General features: G+C 46.4%; 15 protein-coding genes. 9 read left to right on the top strand and 6 right to left on the bottom strand.

Annotated features, from left to right (window positions below):
• Positions 1 to 106: 106 nt before the first annotated feature.
• From gatB to DTQ70_RS30825, 3 genes are read right to left on the bottom strand one after another with little or no spacing between them, the layout of a single operon-like run.
• Positions 107 to 1,594 (bottom strand): Asp-tRNA(Asn)/Glu-tRNA(Gln) amidotransferase subunit GatB, encoded by a 1,488-nt coding sequence (gene gatB / locus DTQ70_RS21525; protein WP_122932726.1) that lies wholly within the window; start codon positions 1,592 to 1,594, stop codon positions 107 to 109.
• Positions 1,591 to 1,782: a DUF6169 family protein gene (locus DTQ70_RS31345; protein ID WP_409049667.1), complete on the bottom strand. Its 192-nt coding sequence runs from the start codon at positions 1,780 to 1,782 to the stop codon at positions 1,591 to 1,593. Before DTQ70_RS31345 ends, gatB begins: the two co-directional genes overlap by 4 nt.
• Before the next feature lies 1 nt (position 1,783).
• A complete protein-coding gene (locus tag DTQ70_RS30825) occupies positions 1,784 to 1,948 on the bottom strand; it encodes a hypothetical protein (protein ID WP_164490143.1) in 165 nt (54 codons plus the stop codon).
• A 130-nt stretch (positions 1,949 to 2,078) separates the two neighbouring features.
• Between DTQ70_RS30825 and DTQ70_RS21520 the strand changes: the two genes are divergently transcribed.
• Positions 2,079 to 3,890, top strand: coding sequence for an acyl-CoA dehydrogenase family protein (locus DTQ70_RS21520; RefSeq protein WP_122932725.1), 1,812 nt, complete (start codon positions 2,079 to 2,081; stop codon positions 3,888 to 3,890).
• Between the two features lie 77 nt (positions 3,891 to 3,967).
• Here DTQ70_RS21520 and purN read toward each other — a convergent pair whose 3' ends face one another.
• Positions 3,968 to 4,543: a phosphoribosylglycinamide formyltransferase gene (gene purN, locus DTQ70_RS21515; protein WP_122932724.1), complete on the bottom strand. Its 576-nt coding sequence runs from the start codon at positions 4,541 to 4,543 to the stop codon at positions 3,968 to 3,970.
• Positions 4,544 to 4,668: 125 nt separating this feature from the next.
• Here purN and DTQ70_RS21510 point away from each other — a divergent pair, with 125 nt between their 5' ends.
• Positions 4,669 to 5,853: a hypothetical protein gene (locus DTQ70_RS21510; protein WP_122932723.1), complete on the top strand. Its 1,185-nt coding sequence runs from the start codon at positions 4,669 to 4,671 to the stop codon at positions 5,851 to 5,853.
• 151 nt (positions 5,854 to 6,004) lie between these two features.
• On the opposite strand, the gene DTQ70_RS21505 is transcribed toward DTQ70_RS21510, so the two are convergent.
• On the bottom strand, positions 6,005 to 7,222 hold the full coding sequence (locus tag DTQ70_RS21505) for an N-acetylmuramoyl-L-alanine amidase (protein WP_122932722.1): 1,218 nt from the start codon (positions 7,220 to 7,222) through the stop codon (positions 6,005 to 6,007).
• A 60-nt stretch (positions 7,223 to 7,282) separates the two neighbouring features.
• A complete protein-coding gene (locus DTQ70_RS21500) occupies positions 7,283 to 8,311 on the bottom strand; it encodes a LacI family DNA-binding transcriptional regulator (protein ID WP_122932721.1) in 1,029 nt (342 codons plus the stop codon).
• A 276-nt stretch (positions 8,312 to 8,587) separates the two neighbouring features.
• On the opposite strand from DTQ70_RS21500, the gene kduD reads away from it, so the two are divergent.
• From kduD to DTQ70_RS21460, 7 genes are all read left to right on the top strand, one after another.
• Positions 8,588 to 9,349, top strand: coding sequence for a 2-dehydro-3-deoxy-D-gluconate 5-dehydrogenase KduD (kduD, locus tag DTQ70_RS21490; RefSeq protein WP_122932719.1), 762 nt, complete (start codon positions 8,588 to 8,590; stop codon positions 9,347 to 9,349).
• Between the two features lie 44 nt (positions 9,350 to 9,393).
• Positions 9,394 to 10,224 carry a 5-dehydro-4-deoxy-D-glucuronate isomerase gene (gene kduI, locus DTQ70_RS21485; protein ID WP_122932718.1) on the top strand — a complete coding sequence of 277 codons (831 nt, stop codon included), beginning with the start codon at positions 9,394 to 9,396 and terminating at the stop codon, positions 10,222 to 10,224.
• Between the two features lie 32 nt (positions 10,225 to 10,256).
• A complete protein-coding gene (locus DTQ70_RS21480; RefSeq protein ID WP_122932717.1) occupies positions 10,257 to 13,448 on the top strand; it encodes a TonB-dependent receptor in 3,192 nt (1,063 codons plus the stop codon).
• Between the two features lie 47 nt (positions 13,449 to 13,495).
• Complete coding sequence (locus DTQ70_RS21475; RefSeq protein ID WP_122932716.1) at positions 13,496 to 15,286, top strand: RagB/SusD family nutrient uptake outer membrane protein; 1,791 nt, start codon at positions 13,496 to 13,498, stop codon at positions 15,284 to 15,286.
• A 2-nt stretch (positions 15,287 to 15,288) separates the two neighbouring features.
• On the top strand, positions 15,289 to 16,392 hold the full coding sequence (pelA, locus tag DTQ70_RS21470) for a pectate lyase (RefSeq protein ID WP_229599987.1): 1,104 nt from the start codon (positions 15,289 to 15,291) through the stop codon (positions 16,390 to 16,392).
• Positions 16,393 to 16,502: 110 nt separating this feature from the next.
• On the top strand, positions 16,503 to 18,404 hold the full coding sequence (locus DTQ70_RS21465; RefSeq protein WP_122932714.1) for a pectinesterase family protein: 1,902 nt from the start codon (positions 16,503 to 16,505) through the stop codon (positions 18,402 to 18,404).
• A gap of 386 nt (positions 18,405 to 18,790) precedes the next feature.
• On the top strand, positions 18,791 to 19,927 hold the full coding sequence (locus DTQ70_RS21460) for an exo-alpha-sialidase (RefSeq protein WP_122932713.1): 1,137 nt from the start codon (positions 18,791 to 18,793) through the stop codon (positions 19,925 to 19,927).
• Positions 19,928 to 19,986 lie beyond the last annotated feature (59 nt).

The following is a 19,986-nucleotide window of genomic DNA, read 5'->3' as shown; positions in this document are numbered from 1 at the left end:
CTGAATATTAGAAGTTAGTGTGTTTTTAGTTGGTAAAGTTTTAGCCAAAGAAAAAAAAGCCGCAATTGTCGCGTAGCTTCTAACTAGGCAACAATTGCGACAGAGACTAGGCGAGCTTTTGCCCCAACAACTGATTGACAACTTTAGGGTCGGCGCTTCCTTTTGATTTTTTCATGACTTCGCCTACAAACAAGCCCATTAAGCCTTTTTTGCCTTTTTTGAATTCTTTTACTTTATCAGGCATGGCGGCCAAAACCTCATCCACAATCGCTTCCAACGCGCCTGCATCGCTATTTTGTAGCCAATTGTTTTGTTGGGCTACATCAAGTGGTGATAGCGACGGATTTTCGAGCAACACGGGAAGTAGTTTTTGTGAAGCGGTAGTATGACTTACTTGATTGCTCTCCACCAACTTAATAACTTCCGCCAATTGGGCAGGCGAAAGCGGGAACTGTTCGGCAGTAGCGTCGTTGTTTTCGTTAAGAAAAGTCTTTACGGGGCCTAACACCCAGTTGGCCGCCGCTTGGTAGTTGCCACAAGCGGCTCCGAGTGCTTCAAAATAAAACGCTACGTCTTTGGTATCAACGAGGGTAGTGGCATGGCCTGCCGAAAGCCCGTATCGATTGGTGAATTTTTCGAACAAAACGCGCGGCAACGGAGGCATTTCGGCTTGGATTTGGTTCATCCATTCGTCCGAAATAAAGACGGGAGCCAAATCAGGTTCGGGAAAATAACGATAGTCGTTCATGGTTTCCTTCATCCGCATTCCCGAAGTTTCGCCCGTTTCGGGGTCAAACATCCGCGTTTCTTGCAAAATCGTCTCACCGTTTTCGACCATTTGTACTTGACGAGGAAACTCGGTCTCCACGGCTTTCATGACGTTTCGGATGGAGTTCATGTTTTTGACTTCCACCTTTGTACCAAATTCAGTGGCCCCTTTCAAACGCACCGAAATATTCAAATCGCAGCGGAGCGAACCTTCTTCCATGTTGCCGTCGCAAATGTCAATAAAACGAACAAGTTGACGAACGGCCGTCAAAAACGCACCTGCTTCTTCGGCCGAACCAATGCAAGGGTCAGTAACCATTTCAATCAGGGGTGTTCCAGCGCGGTTGTAGTCGAGCAAGGTGTCCGTAGCGGCGCCGTCGTGTACCGACTTTCCCGCGTCTTCTTCCAAGTGAATGTGGTGGATTTTAACCGTTCGTTCTACGGTTTTGCCTGATTTGTCTTTGAACGAAACAGGAATCCCTCCGCCTACGCAGATAGGTGCTTTGTCTTGCGACAACTGATAGCCTTTTGGTAGGTCGGGATAGAAGTAGTTTTTGCGGTCAAAAATCGTGTGGCGAGTGATTTCACATCCACACGCAATCCCCATCCGAACAGCGTATTCAACGGCTTTTTTGTTCAATTTGGGAAGTGTACCTGGATGGGCCAACGTAATGACACTAATATTGGTATTGGGCTCGCTTCCAAATTGGTTAGCGTCGGCCGCAAAAATCTTGGTTTGGGTCTGTAACTGACAGTGTACTTCTAGGCCAATCACGATTTCGTATTTGGCAAGTACTTCGGGCGATAGTGTAAGCGTTTCGGTCATTTATCTTCAGAATAGCCTCCCGTCACTTTTCGGAAGGCGTCGATGATTTCTACAAAGTGGAGATTATCTGTATGCAAAATTAGAGAGTTCAGATAAACTATATCAGAATAGTCATCAATAGTGGCATCTACTTTAACAAATTGGCCATGTTTAAATTCTTCAAACCATGCTCCAAATTTCCTTGAAATATTACATTTTACGAATTTGGCTCACCAATTCCCTGACTTTAGGGTTGTTTTTAATATCGTCGTCCATTTTTTTCTCCAATTCACGTTTGCTTGCCAACAATCTTTTCGCCCAGGCTACTGCCCGCTCTTGGCGCAACTGCTCCTCTGTTTTTGCGATAGTTTCCATGTTCGTTGGATTTTTTTACAAAGATAGTGATTCAGGATGTAAAAATTTTCAATAGTATGCTTGCATACTATTTTTGTTTGTTCTAATTTTGTATGCAAGCATAACACTATTTAAAAATTCCTGAAAAACCATGACAACCGTAGAAAATCGCGCTAGTATCAAAGGTGGAGAATTCTTGATTAAAGATACGGAGGCATCTCAAGTGTTTATTCCCGAAGAGTTTACCGAAGAACAGTTGATGATTGCGCAATCGTGCCGTGACTTTTTGGCGACTGAAATTTGGCCACGCGTCGAAGAAATCGACAAGGCGAAGTCTCCTGAGCTGATGTCGTCGCTGCTCGATAAAGCGGGAGAGCTTGGCTTGTTAGGAACGGCAGTTCCTGAAGAGTACGGCGGATTTGGAATGAACTTTAATACATCGATGCTCGTAGCCGAAGCGACAGGAGCGGGAAACTCGTTCTCAGTGGCCTTATCGGCACACACGGGGATTGGCACATTGCCCATCGTGTATTACGGAAACGAAACACAAAAATCGAACTACTTACCAAAGTTAGCTTCTGGCGAATGGAAAGCGGCGTATTGCTTGACCGAACCCGATTCGGGCTCGGATGCCAATTCGGGTAAAACCAAGGCGGTATTGAGCGAAGACGGAAAGAGCTACGTGCTCAATGGCCAGAAAATGTGGATAACCAACGGTGGCTTTGCCGACGTATTTATTGTATTTGCCAAAATAGAAGAAGGCGGAAAGACCGATAAAAATTTAACAGCTTTCATTGTTGAAAAGACATTTGGTGGCATTACGATGAACGAGCCTGAGCACAAAATGGGTATCAAAGGCTCGGACACACGCCAAGTTTTCTTCAATGACTGCCACGTACCCGTTGAAAATATGCTTTCTGACCGTGGAAATGGGTTTAAGATTGCGGTAAATATCCTCAACATTGGCCGTATCAAATTAGCGGCGGCTACCATGGGTGGAGCCAAGCAAGTAACGACTCAAGCAGTACAATACGCCAACGAACGCAAACAATTTGGAACGGCGATTAGCAATTTTGGCGCTATTAAGCACAAATTGGGCGAAATGGCCGTGAAATTGTACGCTACGGAGTCGGCTTCGTACCGCGCAGGTCAAAACATCGACGATGCCATTGAAGACCTCAAAGCAAAGGGTGTAAACGACGCCGAAGCCAAGTTGAAAGCTTTGGAACAATTTGCGATTGAGTGCGCCATGATGAAAGTACACGGCTCGGAAGTGCTTGATTATGTGGTGGATGAAGGTGTGCAGGTATATGGTGGTATGGGCTTTTCGGCCGATGCGCCTATGGATCGTGCGTACCGTGATAGCCGCATCAACCGCATTTTTGAAGGGACTAATGAAATCAACCGTATGTTGACGGTTGATATGCTGCTCAAGCGTGCCATGAAAGGTGAACTTGATTTGATGGGGCCTGCGATGGCGGTGGCCAAAGAAATCATGTCGATTCCTGATTTTAGCAGTACCGACGATGAAGTGCCGTTTGCCGCCGAGAAAAAAGTGATTAAAAACTTGAAAAAAGCGGCCTTGATGGTAGCGGGGGCGGCGGTGCAGAAGTTTATGATGAAGCTTTCGGAAGAGCAAGAAATTTTGATGAACGTAGCCGATATGGCCATCGAGATTTACGCGGCAGAATCAGCCGTTTTGCGCACCGAAAAGCTAATAGGAATCAAAGGTGAGGCGGCCTGTGCGTTGCAAAAAGACTTGGCGATGTGCTACTTGCACGAGGCTGTTGAAAAAGTAAACAGCGCAGGAAAATCGGCGATTATGTCGTTTGCAGAAGGCGACGAACTTCGCGTGATGCTCATGGGCTTGAAACGTTTCACGAAAATTGAGCCGTTCAATACCAAAAATGCACGTCGTCGTATTGCTGATGCGATGATTGCGGAGAACAAATACGTTTTTTAATCAATAAACATAGTTACACTTTAAGCTAAGAACCAAGTAGTTGACCAAGCCGTGCTTCGATTGAAGCACGGCTTTTTTTATGCGTTTAACAACAACTTTTCCACCACTTCGGGAAAATATTTGTGTTCCAATACTTGCACTTTTTTAGCAACGTCCTCGGGTGTATCGGTGGAAACTACGGGGCAAGAGGCTTGGAAAATAATGGTTCCTTCGTCGTAGCGCTCGTTGACGTAGTGAATTGTAATGCCCGACTCCGTCTCTTGGGCGGCGACCACGGCTTCGTGGACAAAATGCCCGTACATGCCTTTCCCGCCGTATTTGGGAAGAAGGGCAGGGTGAATATTGACAATTTTGTTGGGAAATGCCTGCACCATGCTTTCGGGAATCAGCATCATAAAACCTGCCAAAACAACAAGGTCAATGGCCTGTCCTTGGAGAAGTTCAACGATGCGAGCCGACTCGTAAAAAGTGGTACGGTCGAACACTACCACTGGAATATGCAAACGCCGTGCGCGGGCAATGACACCCGCTTGAGGGTTGTTGGTAAGAATCAACGAGATTTCGACTTGGCTATCGGAAGCAAAGTGCTCCGCGATTTTTTCGGCATTAGAACCCGAGCCCGAAGCAAAAATGGCAATACGTTTTTTGGTCATGGGAGGTGAGTTTTGAGGTACTTGCGGGGGCAAAGTTAGCTTTTTGTGGGGGTTGATGCGCTATTATCCCCTAGAATCGCCTAATTTCGCTTTCAGTTGTTAGTTTTGATTGATTTTTAGACACTATGCAAATTCTTGAAGTAGGCACTGATGCTGCCCGTCAGCGCGAGTTTTTGATGTTACCCGTGCGGCTTTATAAAAATAATTCCTATTGGATTCGTCCGCTTGACAAAGACGTGGAGGATACGTTTAACCCCGATAAAAATAAATATTTTAAGGGAGGGGCTTGCGTTCGGTGGATTGCCGTGGACGACCAAGGGCAGACCATCGGAAGGGTGGCGGCTTTTGTCAATCAAGGAACGGTTTTGAAAGGAAATGACCAACCGACGGGCGGAATGGGTTTTTTTGAGTGCATCGAAGACCAAGCAGCAGCGTTTGCCCTTTTTGATACTTGTAAAAAATGGTTGCAAGAACAAGGTATGGAAGCCATGGATGGCCCGATTAACTTTGGCGAACGCGACCGTTTTTGGGGACTTTTGACCGAAGGTTTTGACAAAGAACCTCTTTACGGAATGGGGTATCATTTTCCTTACTATCAAACATTCTTTGAAGCCTACGGATTTCAGACCTATTTCAACCAGCTTACGTTCTTTTTGCACATGTTCAAAGAGAAGTTTATGGAACGGGTAAACATGATGTTTTTTGAACGAGCGGAGCGGATTTTAAACAATCCAGAGTTTTCTTTTAAACACATCGACAAAAAGCAGTTGGGGCAGTTTGCCGAAGATTTTCGGACGGTCTATAACAAAGCCTGGGCAAAGCACCTCGGTACCGACGACATGACTCCCGAAAAGGCAAAAGCCATCATGCAGCGGATGAAGCCCATCATGGACGAAGAAATGATGTGGTTTGGCTACCGAGATGGCGAACCCGTAGCGTTTTTTATTATGCTTCCTGAACTGAATCAAATCTTTAAACACGTCAATGGTAAATTAGATTTGATAGGGAAAATCAAGTTTTTATACCACAAACTACGCAAGAAAAACTACAAAGCCTTCGGGGTAATTTTTGGCGTTATTCCTGAATATCAAGGCCGAGGAGTGGAATCGGCCATGGCGCTCGCTTCAACACGCGTGGCTTGGCGTCCCAATTATCAATATACCGAACTCGAATTTAACTGGATTGGCGACTTTAATCCTAAAATGGTGCGCTTTGCGGAGCTTTTGGGAGGTGTACCTCATAAAATTCATACGACCTATCGTTATCTTTTTGACCGTACCAAAGAGTTCAAACGCCATCCGATGATTTAAGTGCTAAAGCACAAGTTAACCGTTGTCTGTTAATTGTTATCCGTTTAAAATCAAAGAGTTACATCAAAAAAAAAGCCCTAAAGCTTTTGCTCTGTTACTTAACAGTAAGCGTCGGGTTGTGAGCAACCCGACTCACCGTGGGGAGGGTTGCTCACAACCCTTCTTTTTTGTCGCTACGTTTGATAGCTTTTAACCAATCTTCTACGCCTTTACGAATTTGCTTCGCCATTTTTTTGCGAAAATCATCGTCGGTCAACAGTGCTTCGTCGTCGGGATGACTCATAAATGCTCCTTCTACGAGTATATTGGGATATTCGACGGGGCTATTTAGGGCAAAATTGAACCGCCCAATATTGCCATACTCCACCAGTCCCATATCAAGCAACCGCTCTAAAACTGCCTGGCTTAGCGGTCGGTAGCCAATGTGCTTATAATACGTGCTAGTTCCGCGCGTTTTGATGGTATCGCCTGCGGCATTGTTATGAATACTAATCAACAAATCGGGTTGAAGTGCGCGGAAGTGCACAATTCGGTCTGTATTATTGAAGAGTGTATCGTTCGTTCGGGTCATAAGCACGCGTGCGCCTTTGTCTTCCAGTTCTTTTTTGAGGTGTAAAGCGATGCTCAAATTCAGGTCTTTTTCCCATTGCTTCGAGCGCAAACCACGCGCGCCCAAATTACTACCCCCGTGGCCTGCGTCAATGGCTACAGTAAGCTCGCCGAGTTTGAGTTTGTCGGGTTGGTGTTTGACGCGAATCACAAGGCGACGCCCTTCGTACCCAATCCGATACCCCCAATGCTGGCCGTGGGCTAGTTGGATGGTTACGCGCAAATGTTCATCGGCAAGTTGTTCATAATCAACGTTCTTGATCTCGGTGGCTGACTTAAACTGCGTAATCCAGTTGGTGTTGGTGGTTGCCCCAAAAATATCAACGACAATCCGCGAAGGATTCATTTCTTGCCAACTCCGGTACGGAAGGCGCTCCGTGAGCGGAATAGAAATGTAGTCGAAGCGGTCATCGCCCCACGTTCTCCACGAAGTTGTTAAATACTGAATTGGTGGTTTGGCGACGGTATCGCGACGGGTAAGGTTTTGCGGAATCCAAGCCGACAGCGTAGAAGTCAGTCGAACGCGGTATTGGTCTTTGTAACGTCCTGTGACTTTCAGCAAAATCAGTGAATCCAAATACCCCATTTTAGCGCCTCCCAGGCGGTCTTCACCCAGGCCATAATTGAGGTAAGCCAACGGCCCTTTGGTACGGACAAAAACGGCTGAGTCGGGGCGAAATTGGTAAAGTGTATCGCGGAGCTGGGCGAAACTTGAGCAGTAAAAAAAGACAAGAAATAGGCTAGAAAACAGACGGGGCATGGGAGTAAGATTTGGCTAAAAGTACGCAAAATCTTACTCCAAATAAAAAGGAAGATACCATTAGGCAGGTTTCAGCGACGATTCCCGAATGACCAATTTGGTTTCCAAACGCTTGGTTTCGAAACGGATGGTACTTTTGGGGCGTTCGATTAAATCAATCAAAAACTCCGTGGCTAGTTGCCCCATTTCGTAGGCAGGCTGCGTGACGGCACTGAGCGCAGGACTAAGCAAATGCGCCGAAATGAGGTTGGTAAACCCGACGATGGCAATGTCTTCGGGGATGCGCAAGCCTTCGCGTTTGATGAGCGACATCGACGAAGTAGTAAGACGGTCGCCTGCGGAAAAAATTGCGTCGGGGCGTTCGGGATGATGAATGAGTTCGAGGACAGCTTTTTCCACTTCGTCAGGGTTCATCCCACCGTGGCTACAGTACTTGATGTACGATTCATCAATTGGTATGCCGTGGTTTTGTAGTGCTTTTTTGTAGCCTTCAAGCCGCTCGTAAGTGATTGATAACCAAGAGGGACTGGTCAGGTGGGCGATTCGTCTAAAACCTTGTTGAATCAAATGTGCGGTGGCTTCGTAGGCACCCACAAAGTTGTCGGCGCTTACTTTATGGGTAATGTAATCTTGCGGAACGCGGTCAAAAAAAACAATCGGAAGCCCTTTGGATTGCAATTCTTTGAAGTGCTCTAAATCATTGCTTTCTCCCGAAAGGGATACGATGAGTCCATCGACGCGGCGTTGGGCAAGGTACTGCGTATTGACGAGTTCGCGTTCGTACGATTCATGGTTTTGAGAAATAACAACGTGGTAGCCTCGGTTATAGGCAATCGACTCCATGCCATTAATAGCCTGCGAAAAGAAGTTGTTGGCAATCTCTGGAATAATAATTCCGATGGAGCGACTTCGGTTTTCTTTCAGGCTAAGCGCGATAGGGTTAGGGCGATAGTTCATTCGTTCGGCATACTCCATGACAAGGCGCTTGGTTTCGGGGTTAATTTCATAACTCCCCCGCAAGGCCCTCGAAACAGTAGAGGTCGAAAGGTTGAGCGCTTTCGCTATGTCTTTTATAGTAATCACTTCCACAGTCCTAAATGTTGGTTTTGTACAATTTATCCCTCATATAATAACGGGAATAATTTGGAGAGGTGAAGATACACTTTTTTGTAAAGTAACTCAAAAAAAATCCTTAAAAGTAAAAACGGCTCTTTTTGGCAACGTTACCGACAACGATTGCATAAAAAAAGTCAACAATTTATTTGTAATGTACTATAAAGCAGTCATAAACTTGAATACAGCTTCCCAAAAAAGAGCTGGAGTAACCATAGTTCAATTTCTAAAAAAAATTAAAATTTAATACGAATGAACAACTTTAGCTTGACGGGCAAAGTGGCGTTGGTTTCGGGTTGCGATAGTGGCATCGGCCTGGCCATGGCGGTGGGTTTGGCCGAAGCAGGGGCTGATATTGTGGGTGTATCGCGTTCAATGCCTTTGCAAGAAAGCGGAGTTGAGAAGGCCGTAACTGCTTTGGGGAGACGATTTAAACCGTACCAAGCAGATTTAGGAAACCGAGAGTCGTTGTTCCGTTTTATCAAACAAGTCAAAGAAGACTTTGCACACATTGATATTCTATTCAACAACGCGGGTATTATTTTGAGAAATCCAGCAGCGGAGCACTCGGATGAATATTGGGATCAAGTTCTTTCGGTGAACTTGGACGCTCAATTCATTTTGGCGAGAGAATTTGGAAAAGAGATGCTAGAGCGGGGTTACGGAAAAATCGTTTTTACGGCTTCGATGCTCACTTTTCAAGGCGGTATCAATGTGCCAAGCTATGCAGCGAGCAAAGGCGCTATTGGAAGCTTGGTGAAAGCACTGGCCAACGAGTGGGCTTCCAAAGGAGTCAACGTCAACGCCATTGCACCAGGCTACATCGCTACAGCCAACACCGAGGCACTGCGCGCTGATGAAGACCGAAGTGCGGCAATTTTGGGTCGTATTCCTGCGGGACGCTGGGGGCAGCCCGAAGACTTCAAAGGGCCTGCGGTGTTTTTGGCATCGTCGGCTTCGGACTATGTCCACGGAACCATCCTGACCGTGGATGGTGGCTGGATGGGCCGCTAGTCTATTTGTTAAACTAACGTATCGACTGAAAAATAAAGAACCTAATGCAAATCAGACACGAAAGTAGCCGTAAGGAAGTAGCCCAAATGAACACCGAGGAGTTGCGCGATAACTTCTTGATTGAAACCTTGTTTGCGCCCGACCAAATCACGTGGGTGTACTCGCACTACGACCGCGTATTGTCGGGAGGAGTGATGCCAGTGCAATCGGCCGTGACACTCGAAACCCACGATGCGCTCAAAGCGAACTTTTTCTTGGAACGCCGCGAGTTGGGTATCATCAATGTGGCAGGGAAAGGTTCGGTAGTGGCTGATGGACAAACGTTTGAATTGGATAAGCTAGGCTGTTTGTATCTTGGAAAAGGTACTCAGCAAGTGAGTTTTCAAAGCGAAGATAGCGAAAACCCTGCGCGCTTTTTCCTGCTTTCGTCGCCTGCGCATCATACGTACCCCAACCGCGCCTTTACTAAAGAGGAGGCATCACCCGTGACGTTGGGGGCGCTAGAAACTTCTAATCATCGTACCATTTACAAATACATCCACGAGGGCGGGATTCAAAGCTGTCAGTTGGTGATGGGGCTTACGGTGCTTCAGCCAGGCAGTGTTTGGAACACAATGCCGTCGCACACCCACGACCGCCGTATGGAAGTGTACTGCTATTTTGATATTCCTGAAAACCATGCGGTGTTGCATTTGATGGGCGAACCTACCCAGACGCGTCACTTGTGGGTAGCCAACCACCAGGCTATTATTTCGCCGCCGTGGTCGGTACACTCGGGCTGTGGTACGTCGAGCTACTCGTTTATTTGGGGCATGGCGGGTGAAAACAAAGACTTTACCGATATGGACGGAGTACCCATTCTTTCTTTACGCTAAACGTTTACACACTTATATTAACTAACACTTGTATGAAAAAACAACTATTTACCCTACTGCTGCTTTTTAGCTGCATGTCGGTGGTATGGTCGCAAAACCGTCGTGTAACGGGGACTGTGACCGACGGCAATACAGGAGAAACCCTGCCAGGGGTAAGTATCTTGGTCAAAGGCTCGTCGGTAGGAACGACGACCAATACCGACGGAAAATTTACAATTAACGTTCCCGATAAAAAAGAAACGGCGCTTATCCTCAGTTTTGTAGGCTATTTGCCTGAAACGGTGGTTCTAGGCGCACGTTCGGAAGTTTCTGTTGCCTTAAAAACCGACCAAAAAATGCTCGAAGAGGTGGTAGTGATCGGTTACGGGGATGCCATCAATCGTCGCGATTTAACGGGTTCGGTATCGTCAGTTGGGGCCAAACAATTAAAAGATATTCCGTTGACCAACGCCGCTGAAGCCCTTACAGGACGCTTGGCTGGGGTACGCGTAACAACTTCGGAAGGAGCACCAGGTGCCGATATTCAGATTCGTATTCGTGGGGGTGGTTCGATTACCCAAGACAATTCTCCCATTTATATCGTGGACGGGATTCAGGTAGAAAACGCACTTAGTTTTTTATCTCCTCAAGACATCGAAACCATTGACGTATTGAAAGATGCTTCAACGACCGCCATTTACGGAGCACGCGGTGCCAACGGGGTAGTCATTATCACGACCAAATCGGGTAAAAACGGTAAGACGACCGTTAGTTACAATGGTTCGGTAGGTTTTCGCGAAATCTTTAAAAAGCTGGACGTTATGAGTCCGTACGATTTTGTGCGTTGGCAATACGAACGTAGCCGCAACGATGCCACTGCCGAAAAGAGCTTTTCGGACATGTACGGAACGTGGGAAAACCTCAATCAATACAAAACTGCAACGCCTATCGACTGGCAAGAAGAGGTATTTGGGCGCAGAGCTCAGTACCAAAATCATAACTTGAACGTAAACGGCGGAAATGCAAGCACTAATTACAATTTAAGCTTGACTGCCAACCGCGAAGATGGCGTGTTGTTAGAGTCGGGCTTTGACCGTTATTTGGCTACTTTCAAAATGGATCACAAAGCTTCTGATAAGTTACGTTTAGGCTTTAACGTTCGTTATTTGAACCAGACTGTGAATGGGGCAGGAACATCGGCAAGTGGTACAAAATCTACCAACCGTTTGCGTCACTCGGTGCAGTACCGTCCATTGTTGGTAGCGGCTCAGCCAGAGGTCGATGACTTCGACGAAAACCTCTATATCTCGTCAGGAAACTTGGTGAATCCTATCTTGATGACCCAAGCTGAATACCGCAAAGCTTATACCAAAGCCATCAACTTGAGTGGGTACGCAAGCTATGCTATTTTAAAGAATTTGACCTTCAAAACAACCGTTGGTATTGATAACAACGATGTGCAAACGAACTCTTTTTGGAGCAAAATCACGGGAACAGCTCGCAACTTCGCGTCGCAGCCCGTAGCGTCGATTTTACAACAAGACGCCGTTACCATCAATAATTCAAACACCTTGCAGTACGCCAAGAAGTTTGACAATAAGCACGATTTGAACGTGATTGTGGGACAGGAAATTTTCCACAACGCATCGAAAAGTACCTTGATGGAAACCCGCTATTTCCCAGCTGATATTTCGGCAGAACAAGCGTTGGCCAACATGGGCTTAGGCTCGGCACCCACGGGGGCGGCACAGCCACGCCCAAGCTCGAACGAAACGCCGCCTAACCGCTTGTTTTCGTTGTTTGGACGCGTGAGCTACGGGTACAACGACAAATACTTGGCGACGGTCTCGTTGCGTTCCGACCGTTCGACGAAATTCAAGTACGAAAACGGTGCGCTGGTATTCCCTTCGGGTACGTTGGCGTGGCGCTTTACGAAAGAAGATTTCTTGAAAAATAACCAAATTTTGACCGATGGTAAATTGCGCCTTGGCTACGGAGTAGCAGGAAATAACCGCATTGGTGATTTGTTATACCAACAATTATACGGCGTGACGGGCGAATACGCGCTGAACCACACTGTCGTGCCAGGCTATGCACCCGTAGCGTTGGCCAACGAAGATTTGAAGTGGGAGTCAAACGTGTCGCAAAACGTAGGTCTTGACCTTTCGTTTTTGAACAACCGCTTCCAAGTGTCGATTGATGCCTACAAAAACTCGGGGAATAACCTTCTTTTGGCCGTAGCCATTCCGCCAATGTCGGGGTATTCCTCGCAAATCAAGAACTTAGGCTCGACCACCAACAAAGGGGTTGAATTGCAACTAAGTGCATATATCATCCAGAAAAAAGATATTACTTGGAACTCGAATTTTAACATTTCTACCAATAAAAACACCGTAACAAGCCTTGGAACAGTAACCCAACTGACACGTAACTCAGGATGGCAAGGCTCCGACGGTACCGACGATTACTTGGTGAAAGTGGGCGAGCCTGTGGGTTTAATGTACGGTTTTGTAACGGACGGCTATTATAAAATTGACGACTTTACTTACAACGAAACCACTAAAGCGTACACCATCAAACCAGGCGTTCCTGTTAACTCGGTGTACGGAACGCCGCAGCCAGGGATGTTGAAATGGAAAGACATCGACGGCGATGGCTTGATTACAGCAGATAAAGACCGTACGGTGATTGGCAATGCGAATCCGAAGTTTATCGGCGGATGGAACAACCAAGTCGTCTATAAAAACTTTGACTTGAGCTTGTTCTTAAACTGGGTCGTAGGCAATGACATTTATAACGCCAACAAAATTGAAATGACCGATGGGGCGTTTCCAAACTTGAATATGTTGTCATTTATGAAAAACCGTTGGACCAACATCAACGACCAAGGTGCGGTGGTAACAGATCCAACCGAATTGGCTGCAATCAATGCCAATGCCACTATCTGGTCGCCAGTGCGGGTTCAGCGTTATTGGTTGCACTCATGGGCGGTCGAAGATGGCTCATTTTTACGGGTCAACAACCTAACGGTAGGCTATTCATTGCCAAACGACTGGTTGAAAAAAATCAAGATTTCGCGTTTTAGAGCGTATGCAACGGTCAACAACTTAGCCACTTTTACGAAATATACAGGCTATGACCCAGAAGTAAACACGCGCCGTGCCGATCCATTGACTCAAGGGGTTGATTTTGCTGGGTATCCTCGGGCAAAAACGTGGGTAGTAGGCGTTAATGTAACCTTCTAGTAGGCACTAAAAAACCGATTTTCAAGACATTCTAACTTTTGATAGAAATGAATAAATTACTTAAAAAAATAGCCACTTTGGGTCTCCCGTTTGCCGTAACGATGATGACGGTGACGGGCTGTAAGGAGTACTTGGAGGTACAACCAAAGTCCCAAATTAGCATTTCGGACGCGTTTTCTAACCTTGCCAATGCCACCAACGCCGTGATTGGCGTCTATGACGAACTGATGGGTGACAACGGTTACGGAATTCGTATCAACATGTATTATCCGTACGATTCGGACGAAATGATTGTGTCGGGAAACATCGACAACGGCCGCCGTGGCATTGGCCGTTATCAGTTGTTGTTGACCAATACCGAAATTCGTAACCCGTTTTTGCAATTGTACCGTGGTATTGAAAAAGCCAATTTGTGCATTGAACAGATTCCACAAATGGCGCTCTATAACAACGGGAGCGAGGCCGAAAAAAAAGAACTACGTCGTTTGCACGGAGAAGTGCTGACGCTTCGTGCCCAATTTATGTTTGAATTGCTTCGCAACTGGGGCGATGTGCCTGCGCCGTTTACGCCAGCTTATAAACAAACCGATTTGTTTATTCCGCAGTCAGACCGTGATGAGACATACAAAAAACTCATTGATGACCTCAAAGTAGCCACCGACCTTGTGCCTTGGAGAACCGAAATTCCCGTGCGCAACGAACGCGTGACGAAAGGGGCGGTAAAAGCGCTTCGAGCGAAGTTAGCCATGTTTCGCGGCGGGTATTCGTTGCGTAGCAATGGTAAAATTGAGCGTAATGCCGATTACCAAACCTACATCAAAATTGCGCGTGATGAATGCGCCGACCTATTGGCCAAGCGGGGAGAACATACACTTAATCCAAGTTTTGAAGATATTTGGCGTAAGTTGACTTCATTTACTTACGATCCTTTCGGCGAAATCATCTTTGAAGTGGGTGCGGGAGGTTCAAACTCCAATTCTGATAGTCGTATGGGTAATTATAATGGCCCATCGGTCAATGCAGCCTCACGATATGGTTCAGGAGGAGGAGGTTTGTTGGTGTTGCCTAACTATTTTTATGCCTTTGACTCTACCGATACGCGCCGCGATGTAACGACAACGTTGTATGCTGTGGCTGCTACCAATGTTAAGTCGCCGCGCCGTTTGGGGGAAATCACGGATGGTAAATTCCGTAAAGATTGGCGGGTGCCTTTGTTGCCAGGTACAGCTCTCAATCCTGGCTACAACTGGCCGTTGATTCGTTTTGCAGATGTACTATTGATGTTTGCGGAGGCAGAAAATGAATTGAATGGTGGGCCTACAGCGGCCGCGATTTCAGCCTTTGAGGAGGTTCGTAAGAGAGCGTACAAAGGAAACGAAAGCAAAATTGGAAAAACCCCTACCGACAAAGATGGCTTCTTTAATGCCATTGTTAATGAGCGTTATCTTGAGTTTGGTAGCGAAGGAATTCGTAAATTTGACCTAATTCGTTGGAATTTATTGGCCCAAAAAATCGCCGAAACCCGCCAAAAAATTCAAGACATTCGGGATGCCAAAGGGGCTTATGCCAACGTTCCTCGGTATATTTTTTGGAAAAACAACGGTGAAGAAATTCAGTGGATGAATTCTTTCTACCAACCAACTACGCTAACAACCGCCCCTACGGGCTGGACGCGCCTGGATTGGCGTCAGCACCTAACAACTAACCTCATTGATGGAGTGCAATTGCACGCGGGTATTGCTCGTTTCTTCGTGACGGGTAAAAGCGAATTGTTCCCGTACGACCAAGCAACGGTGGATGCTTATCAAGGTAAGTTGAAGCAAAATCCAGGGTATTAATAATGAGGGTATTATCTTTTGTTTTCTTACTACTTTGCGGCTTCATTATGGGGTGCAAAGCAGGAACTAACTTCCCGAAAGCTCAAAGCTTTCGGGAAGTTGGAGTTCCTAAAGACAAAGCTCAAAGCTTTCGGGAAGTTGAAGTTGTGAAAGACTCGGTCGCTGAGCGGATGTTGTTATACCAACGAAACAACGGTGGTTGGCCTCAGCCAGGGGGAGATCCTATTAATTATAACCTCAGCCTAACGGATGGACAAAAAGCGGCACTGCTTTCCGAAAAAGGTAAACTTGACGCGACCATCGACGATAAAGCAACCACGCGCGAAATCAATGCGCTGGTGTTGGCCTACAAAAAGACCCAAAATACCACCTATTTGAGAGCCGCTGAAAATGGAGTAAAGTACTTGTTGACAGCGCAAAATGCTGCAGGAGGCTGGGGACAGTTCTTCCCAGATACCAGTGGATACCATAAACACATCACGTACAACGACCAAGCGATGATAGATGTGATGTGGGTTTTTAAAAACATTACTGAGGGAAAAAACGATTTTGATGCAGTAAAAACCTTGATTCCCCAAGCCAAAGCCGCAATGGCGAAGGGAATCGACTGCATCCTGAAAACCCAGTACGTTCAGCACGGGAAACTGACGGCTTGGTGTGCCCAACACGACCGTAAAACCTTACTCCCAGCCAAGGCGAGGGCGTTTGAGTTGGCTTCACTGAGTGGGAATGAAAGCGTTGGAATTGTTCAGTTTTTAATGGCCATCGACAACCCTTCGCCCGAAATTAAAAGAGCCATTCAAGCAGCGGTGGCGTGGTTGGAATCCGTAAAAATCGTTGGAATTCGGGTGGATACCATCGTGGATGCGTCGCAGCCAAAAGGGAAAGACCGTATCGTGGTCGCCGACCCTAACTCGACCTTGTGGGCGCGTTTTTACAACCTCGATACCAATAAACCCTTTTTTACGGGGCGAGATAGTGTCCCAAGGGCAACCTTGGCCGAAATCGAAAACGAACGCCGTGTTGGCTATGCCTATTATGGAAATTGGCCTGCTAAGCTTTTATCAACGGAGTACCCAAATTGGGTTCAAAAATGGGGAAAGTAGAGTTTAAGTTTAGGGTTTTTGAGTTTACTGTTTACAGTTTGAATAATAGCAGTAATTTGTCTTTAAATTCTTTGAAACTCTGCGGCTTTTCGTGATTTAAAAAGTGAAGTATGAAACAAATCTTTTTTGTAGGCCTTTTGTTGGCGGGGTCGTTATTTGCCCAAACTGCGCCTAAAAATCTGCTGATTGTGGCCCAAGACGGTTCGGGGGACTTTACAACGGTGCAGGCAGCATTTAATGCTATCCCGCTCAACAATATGAAAGACGTGCTCATTCGTATCAAAAAGGGGATTTACAAAGAAAAACTGACGCTCGATTCGACCAAAAACCACGTGACTATCATGGGCGAAGACCCCGAAAATACGGTTCTAACGTACGATGATTTTTCGGGAAAAATAAACCCACAAGGTGTTAAATTAGGCACGACCACTTCGACCTCTACGCGCATTGTAGCCAACGACTTTACAGCCATCAATATCACCTTTGCCAACTCCGCAGGCCCCGTTGGACAGGCCGTGGCTATGCTGGTCGATGGTGACCGTGCTCGTTTTGTCAACTGTCGCTTTTTAGGATGCCAAGATACACTCTATCCCAAGCGGGAAGGAACGCGGCAATATTACCAAAACTGCTACATTGAAGGAACGGTTGATTTTATTTTCGGGTGGGCAACGGCCTACTTTCAGCAATGCCACATACGCTCAAAGTTGCAAGGTGGCTACTACACGGCAGCCTCTACGCCGCAAGGACAAGCCCACGGATTTGTATTTAACGAATGTACGCTCGATGGCGAATCGCCAGAGGCGAGTGTGTATTTAGGGCGGCCGTGGCGAGATTATGCCCAGACTGTTTTTTTGAACTGTACCATGTCCAACGTGGTGAAGCCCGAAGGTTGGCATAATTGGGATAAAACCCATGCCGAAAAAACTACTTTTTATGCCGAATATGGCTCAAAAGGCGCGGGTGCAACGGCTTCAAAACGAGTGCCTTGGTCAAAACAGTTGACCGAAATCGAAGCTCAAAGATATACGATTTGGAAGGTGCTTGCAGGTAAAGATAATTGGAACCCGCAAGGGCCGTTGTTGACCTTTGGCTTGACCAACGTCCCTGATACTTCGTTTAACGTACCCAAAGCTTTTTCTCAGCTTCAAAAACAGTATCCCAAAGCCTCTAAAGTAGCGTTTCCGCTGCCGAATACGGTGGCCGAAGAGCGTAATCTGACTTATTGTGCGTTGGGTACACGCAATTTGCAGTTGGATGTGTTTTATCCCAAAAGCAAGTCTAAGAAACCTCGTCCAGCGGTGTTGGTGATTCATGGTGGCGGCTGGCGTTCGGGCGACCGCACGCACCACATTCCTTTGGCGCAAAAACTGGCGGAACAAGGTTTTGTGGCTGTCACAGTGGAGTACCGCCTTTCGACCGAAGCCTTGTACCCCGCTGCCGTTCATGACTTGAAAGCGGCGGTACGTTGGGTGCGGGCCAATGCCAAAAAATACAACATCGACCCCAATAAAATTGCCTCTTTAGGCTTTTCGGCGGGAGGACAATTGGCGGCTTTGTTAGGAACAACCAACGACAATCCTGCTTTTGAGGGAAGTCAAGGCGAGTACATGGCTTTCTCAAGCCGCGTCAACGCCATTGTTGATTTAGATGGAACGTTGGCCTTTATTCATCCCGAATCGGGAGAAGGTGACGATAGCAGAGGGATTTCGGCGGCTACGTATTGGTTTGGCTACAACAAAACCCAAAAACCTGAGCTTTGGCACGAAGCAGGTGCGCTTAACCACGTGGACAAAAACACGCCTCCTATTTTGTTTGTCAATAGCTCCGTAGAGCGTATGCACGCTGGTCGTGACGACATGCGGCGAAAACTTGATGCACTTCATATCTATTCTGAGGTCCATTCTTTTCCCGACGCGCCGCATACGTTTGTACTGTTTCACCCTTGGTTTGAACCCGTCTTAAACCACAGCGTTCGGTTCTTAAACAAGGTTTTTGAAACGAAAGAAAGGTAGCCTTTTTTAACCAAATCATAGTTTCGTATTTTTTCGAGAAAGGGAGCAGTTTGTTCCCTTTTTTATTGCTAATAAATAAAGCTAAAGTTCTATTCAAGCAGACAGTTCAGGAAGGTTAGTTTTTTAAAAAAAAGTATAATTGTCATCGGGTTTTGGTGGATAATTCTTGAAAAATTGCAAAAACCCCTTAAAATGGCTCAAAAAGCCTTTTTTTAAGAATCTACCTCAACGCAATGAAGTCCTGATGAGTTCATTGGCGAAGAAAAAGGACAAGCGTCCTGAAAAGAAAAAAGAAAATTCTTTCACTTTCTTTTGTTTTTATTGCTTTTTTCTTCGTTTGTCAGAGGTGGTTAACAAAAAAAATAATACAATTAGCTTTTGTTTTCATGGTAATCCAACGTTTTTTTATTCCCTTTTTCTTCTGCTTAGTCGTCACTCAAGCTGCTTTTTCGCAATTGGCCAAATGGCAGTCGGGGGTAGTGGTAGATGAATTTGTTTTTGAAACAGCACCTTTCCCTGAGAGCCACGCCTCAACCATCGCCGAAACGCCCAAAGGGTTGGTCGCAGCTTGGTTTGGGGGGACCAAAGAACGCAATCCCGACGTGTGTATTTGGGTAAGTCGTCAAGTAAATGGCAAGTGGACAGCTCCACAAAATGTAGCCGACGGCATCGTCGATGAGAAGCTTCGCTATGCGTGTTGGAATCCCGTTTTGTACCAAATCCCGAACGGAGATTTGATGTTGTTCTACAAAATTGGCCCAAGCCCATCGGCTTGGAAAGGCTGGTTAAAAACTTCTTCCGACGGCGGCCTTACGTGGTCAGCAGCTAAAGCCCTGCCCGAAGGATTTTTAGGTCCGATTAAAAATAAACCTGTGTTGCTTTCCAACGGAAACTTGATGAGCCCGACCAGCACCGAAGGCAAAGGCGGTTGGCAAATTCATTTTGAAGTAACTTCTGATTTTGGCAAAACGTGGCGAAAAATTGGCCCCATCAACGACGGCAAAACCCTCAACGCCATTCAACCGAGCATTTTAGACCATGGCAAAGGCAAATTGCAGATTTTGGCCCGCAGCCGAAACCGTGCATTAGTGGAAGCATGGTCAAATGACAATGGCGAAACTTGGTCGGAATTGGCTAAATCAAGTTTGCCCAATAACAACTCTGGTACCGACGCCGTGACGCTCAAAGACGGCCGTCATGCGCTGGTTTACAACCACGTATTGCCACCAGGTGATTTGGCCAAAGGCCCTCGCACACCCTTGCACCTCTCTATTTCGAAAGATGGCAAAGAATGGGCAGCGGCGGTGATTTTGGAAGATTCGCCCATTAGCCAGTATTCGTATCCGTCGGTGATTCAGACGTCCGACGGGATGATTCACGTGATTTATACGTGGCGTCGCCAACGTATCAAACATGCCGTGGTCAACCCCAAAAAACTAAAATTAGTACCCATCAAAGACGGCCAATGGCCTGCTTTGGAAGGCTATAAAGCGCCCCAGCCAATTGAAGCTGCGAAAGAGTAATAATTTGAAAATGTGATAATTCGGCAATTTGAAAATGATTTTAGTTACACCATTTTCAA

It is taken from the genome of Runella sp. SP2, from assembly GCF_003711225.1.
Lineage (GTDB): Bacteria > Bacteroidota > Bacteroidia > Cytophagales > Spirosomataceae > Runella.
This window is presented reverse-complemented; position numbering and strand designations above follow the sequence as displayed.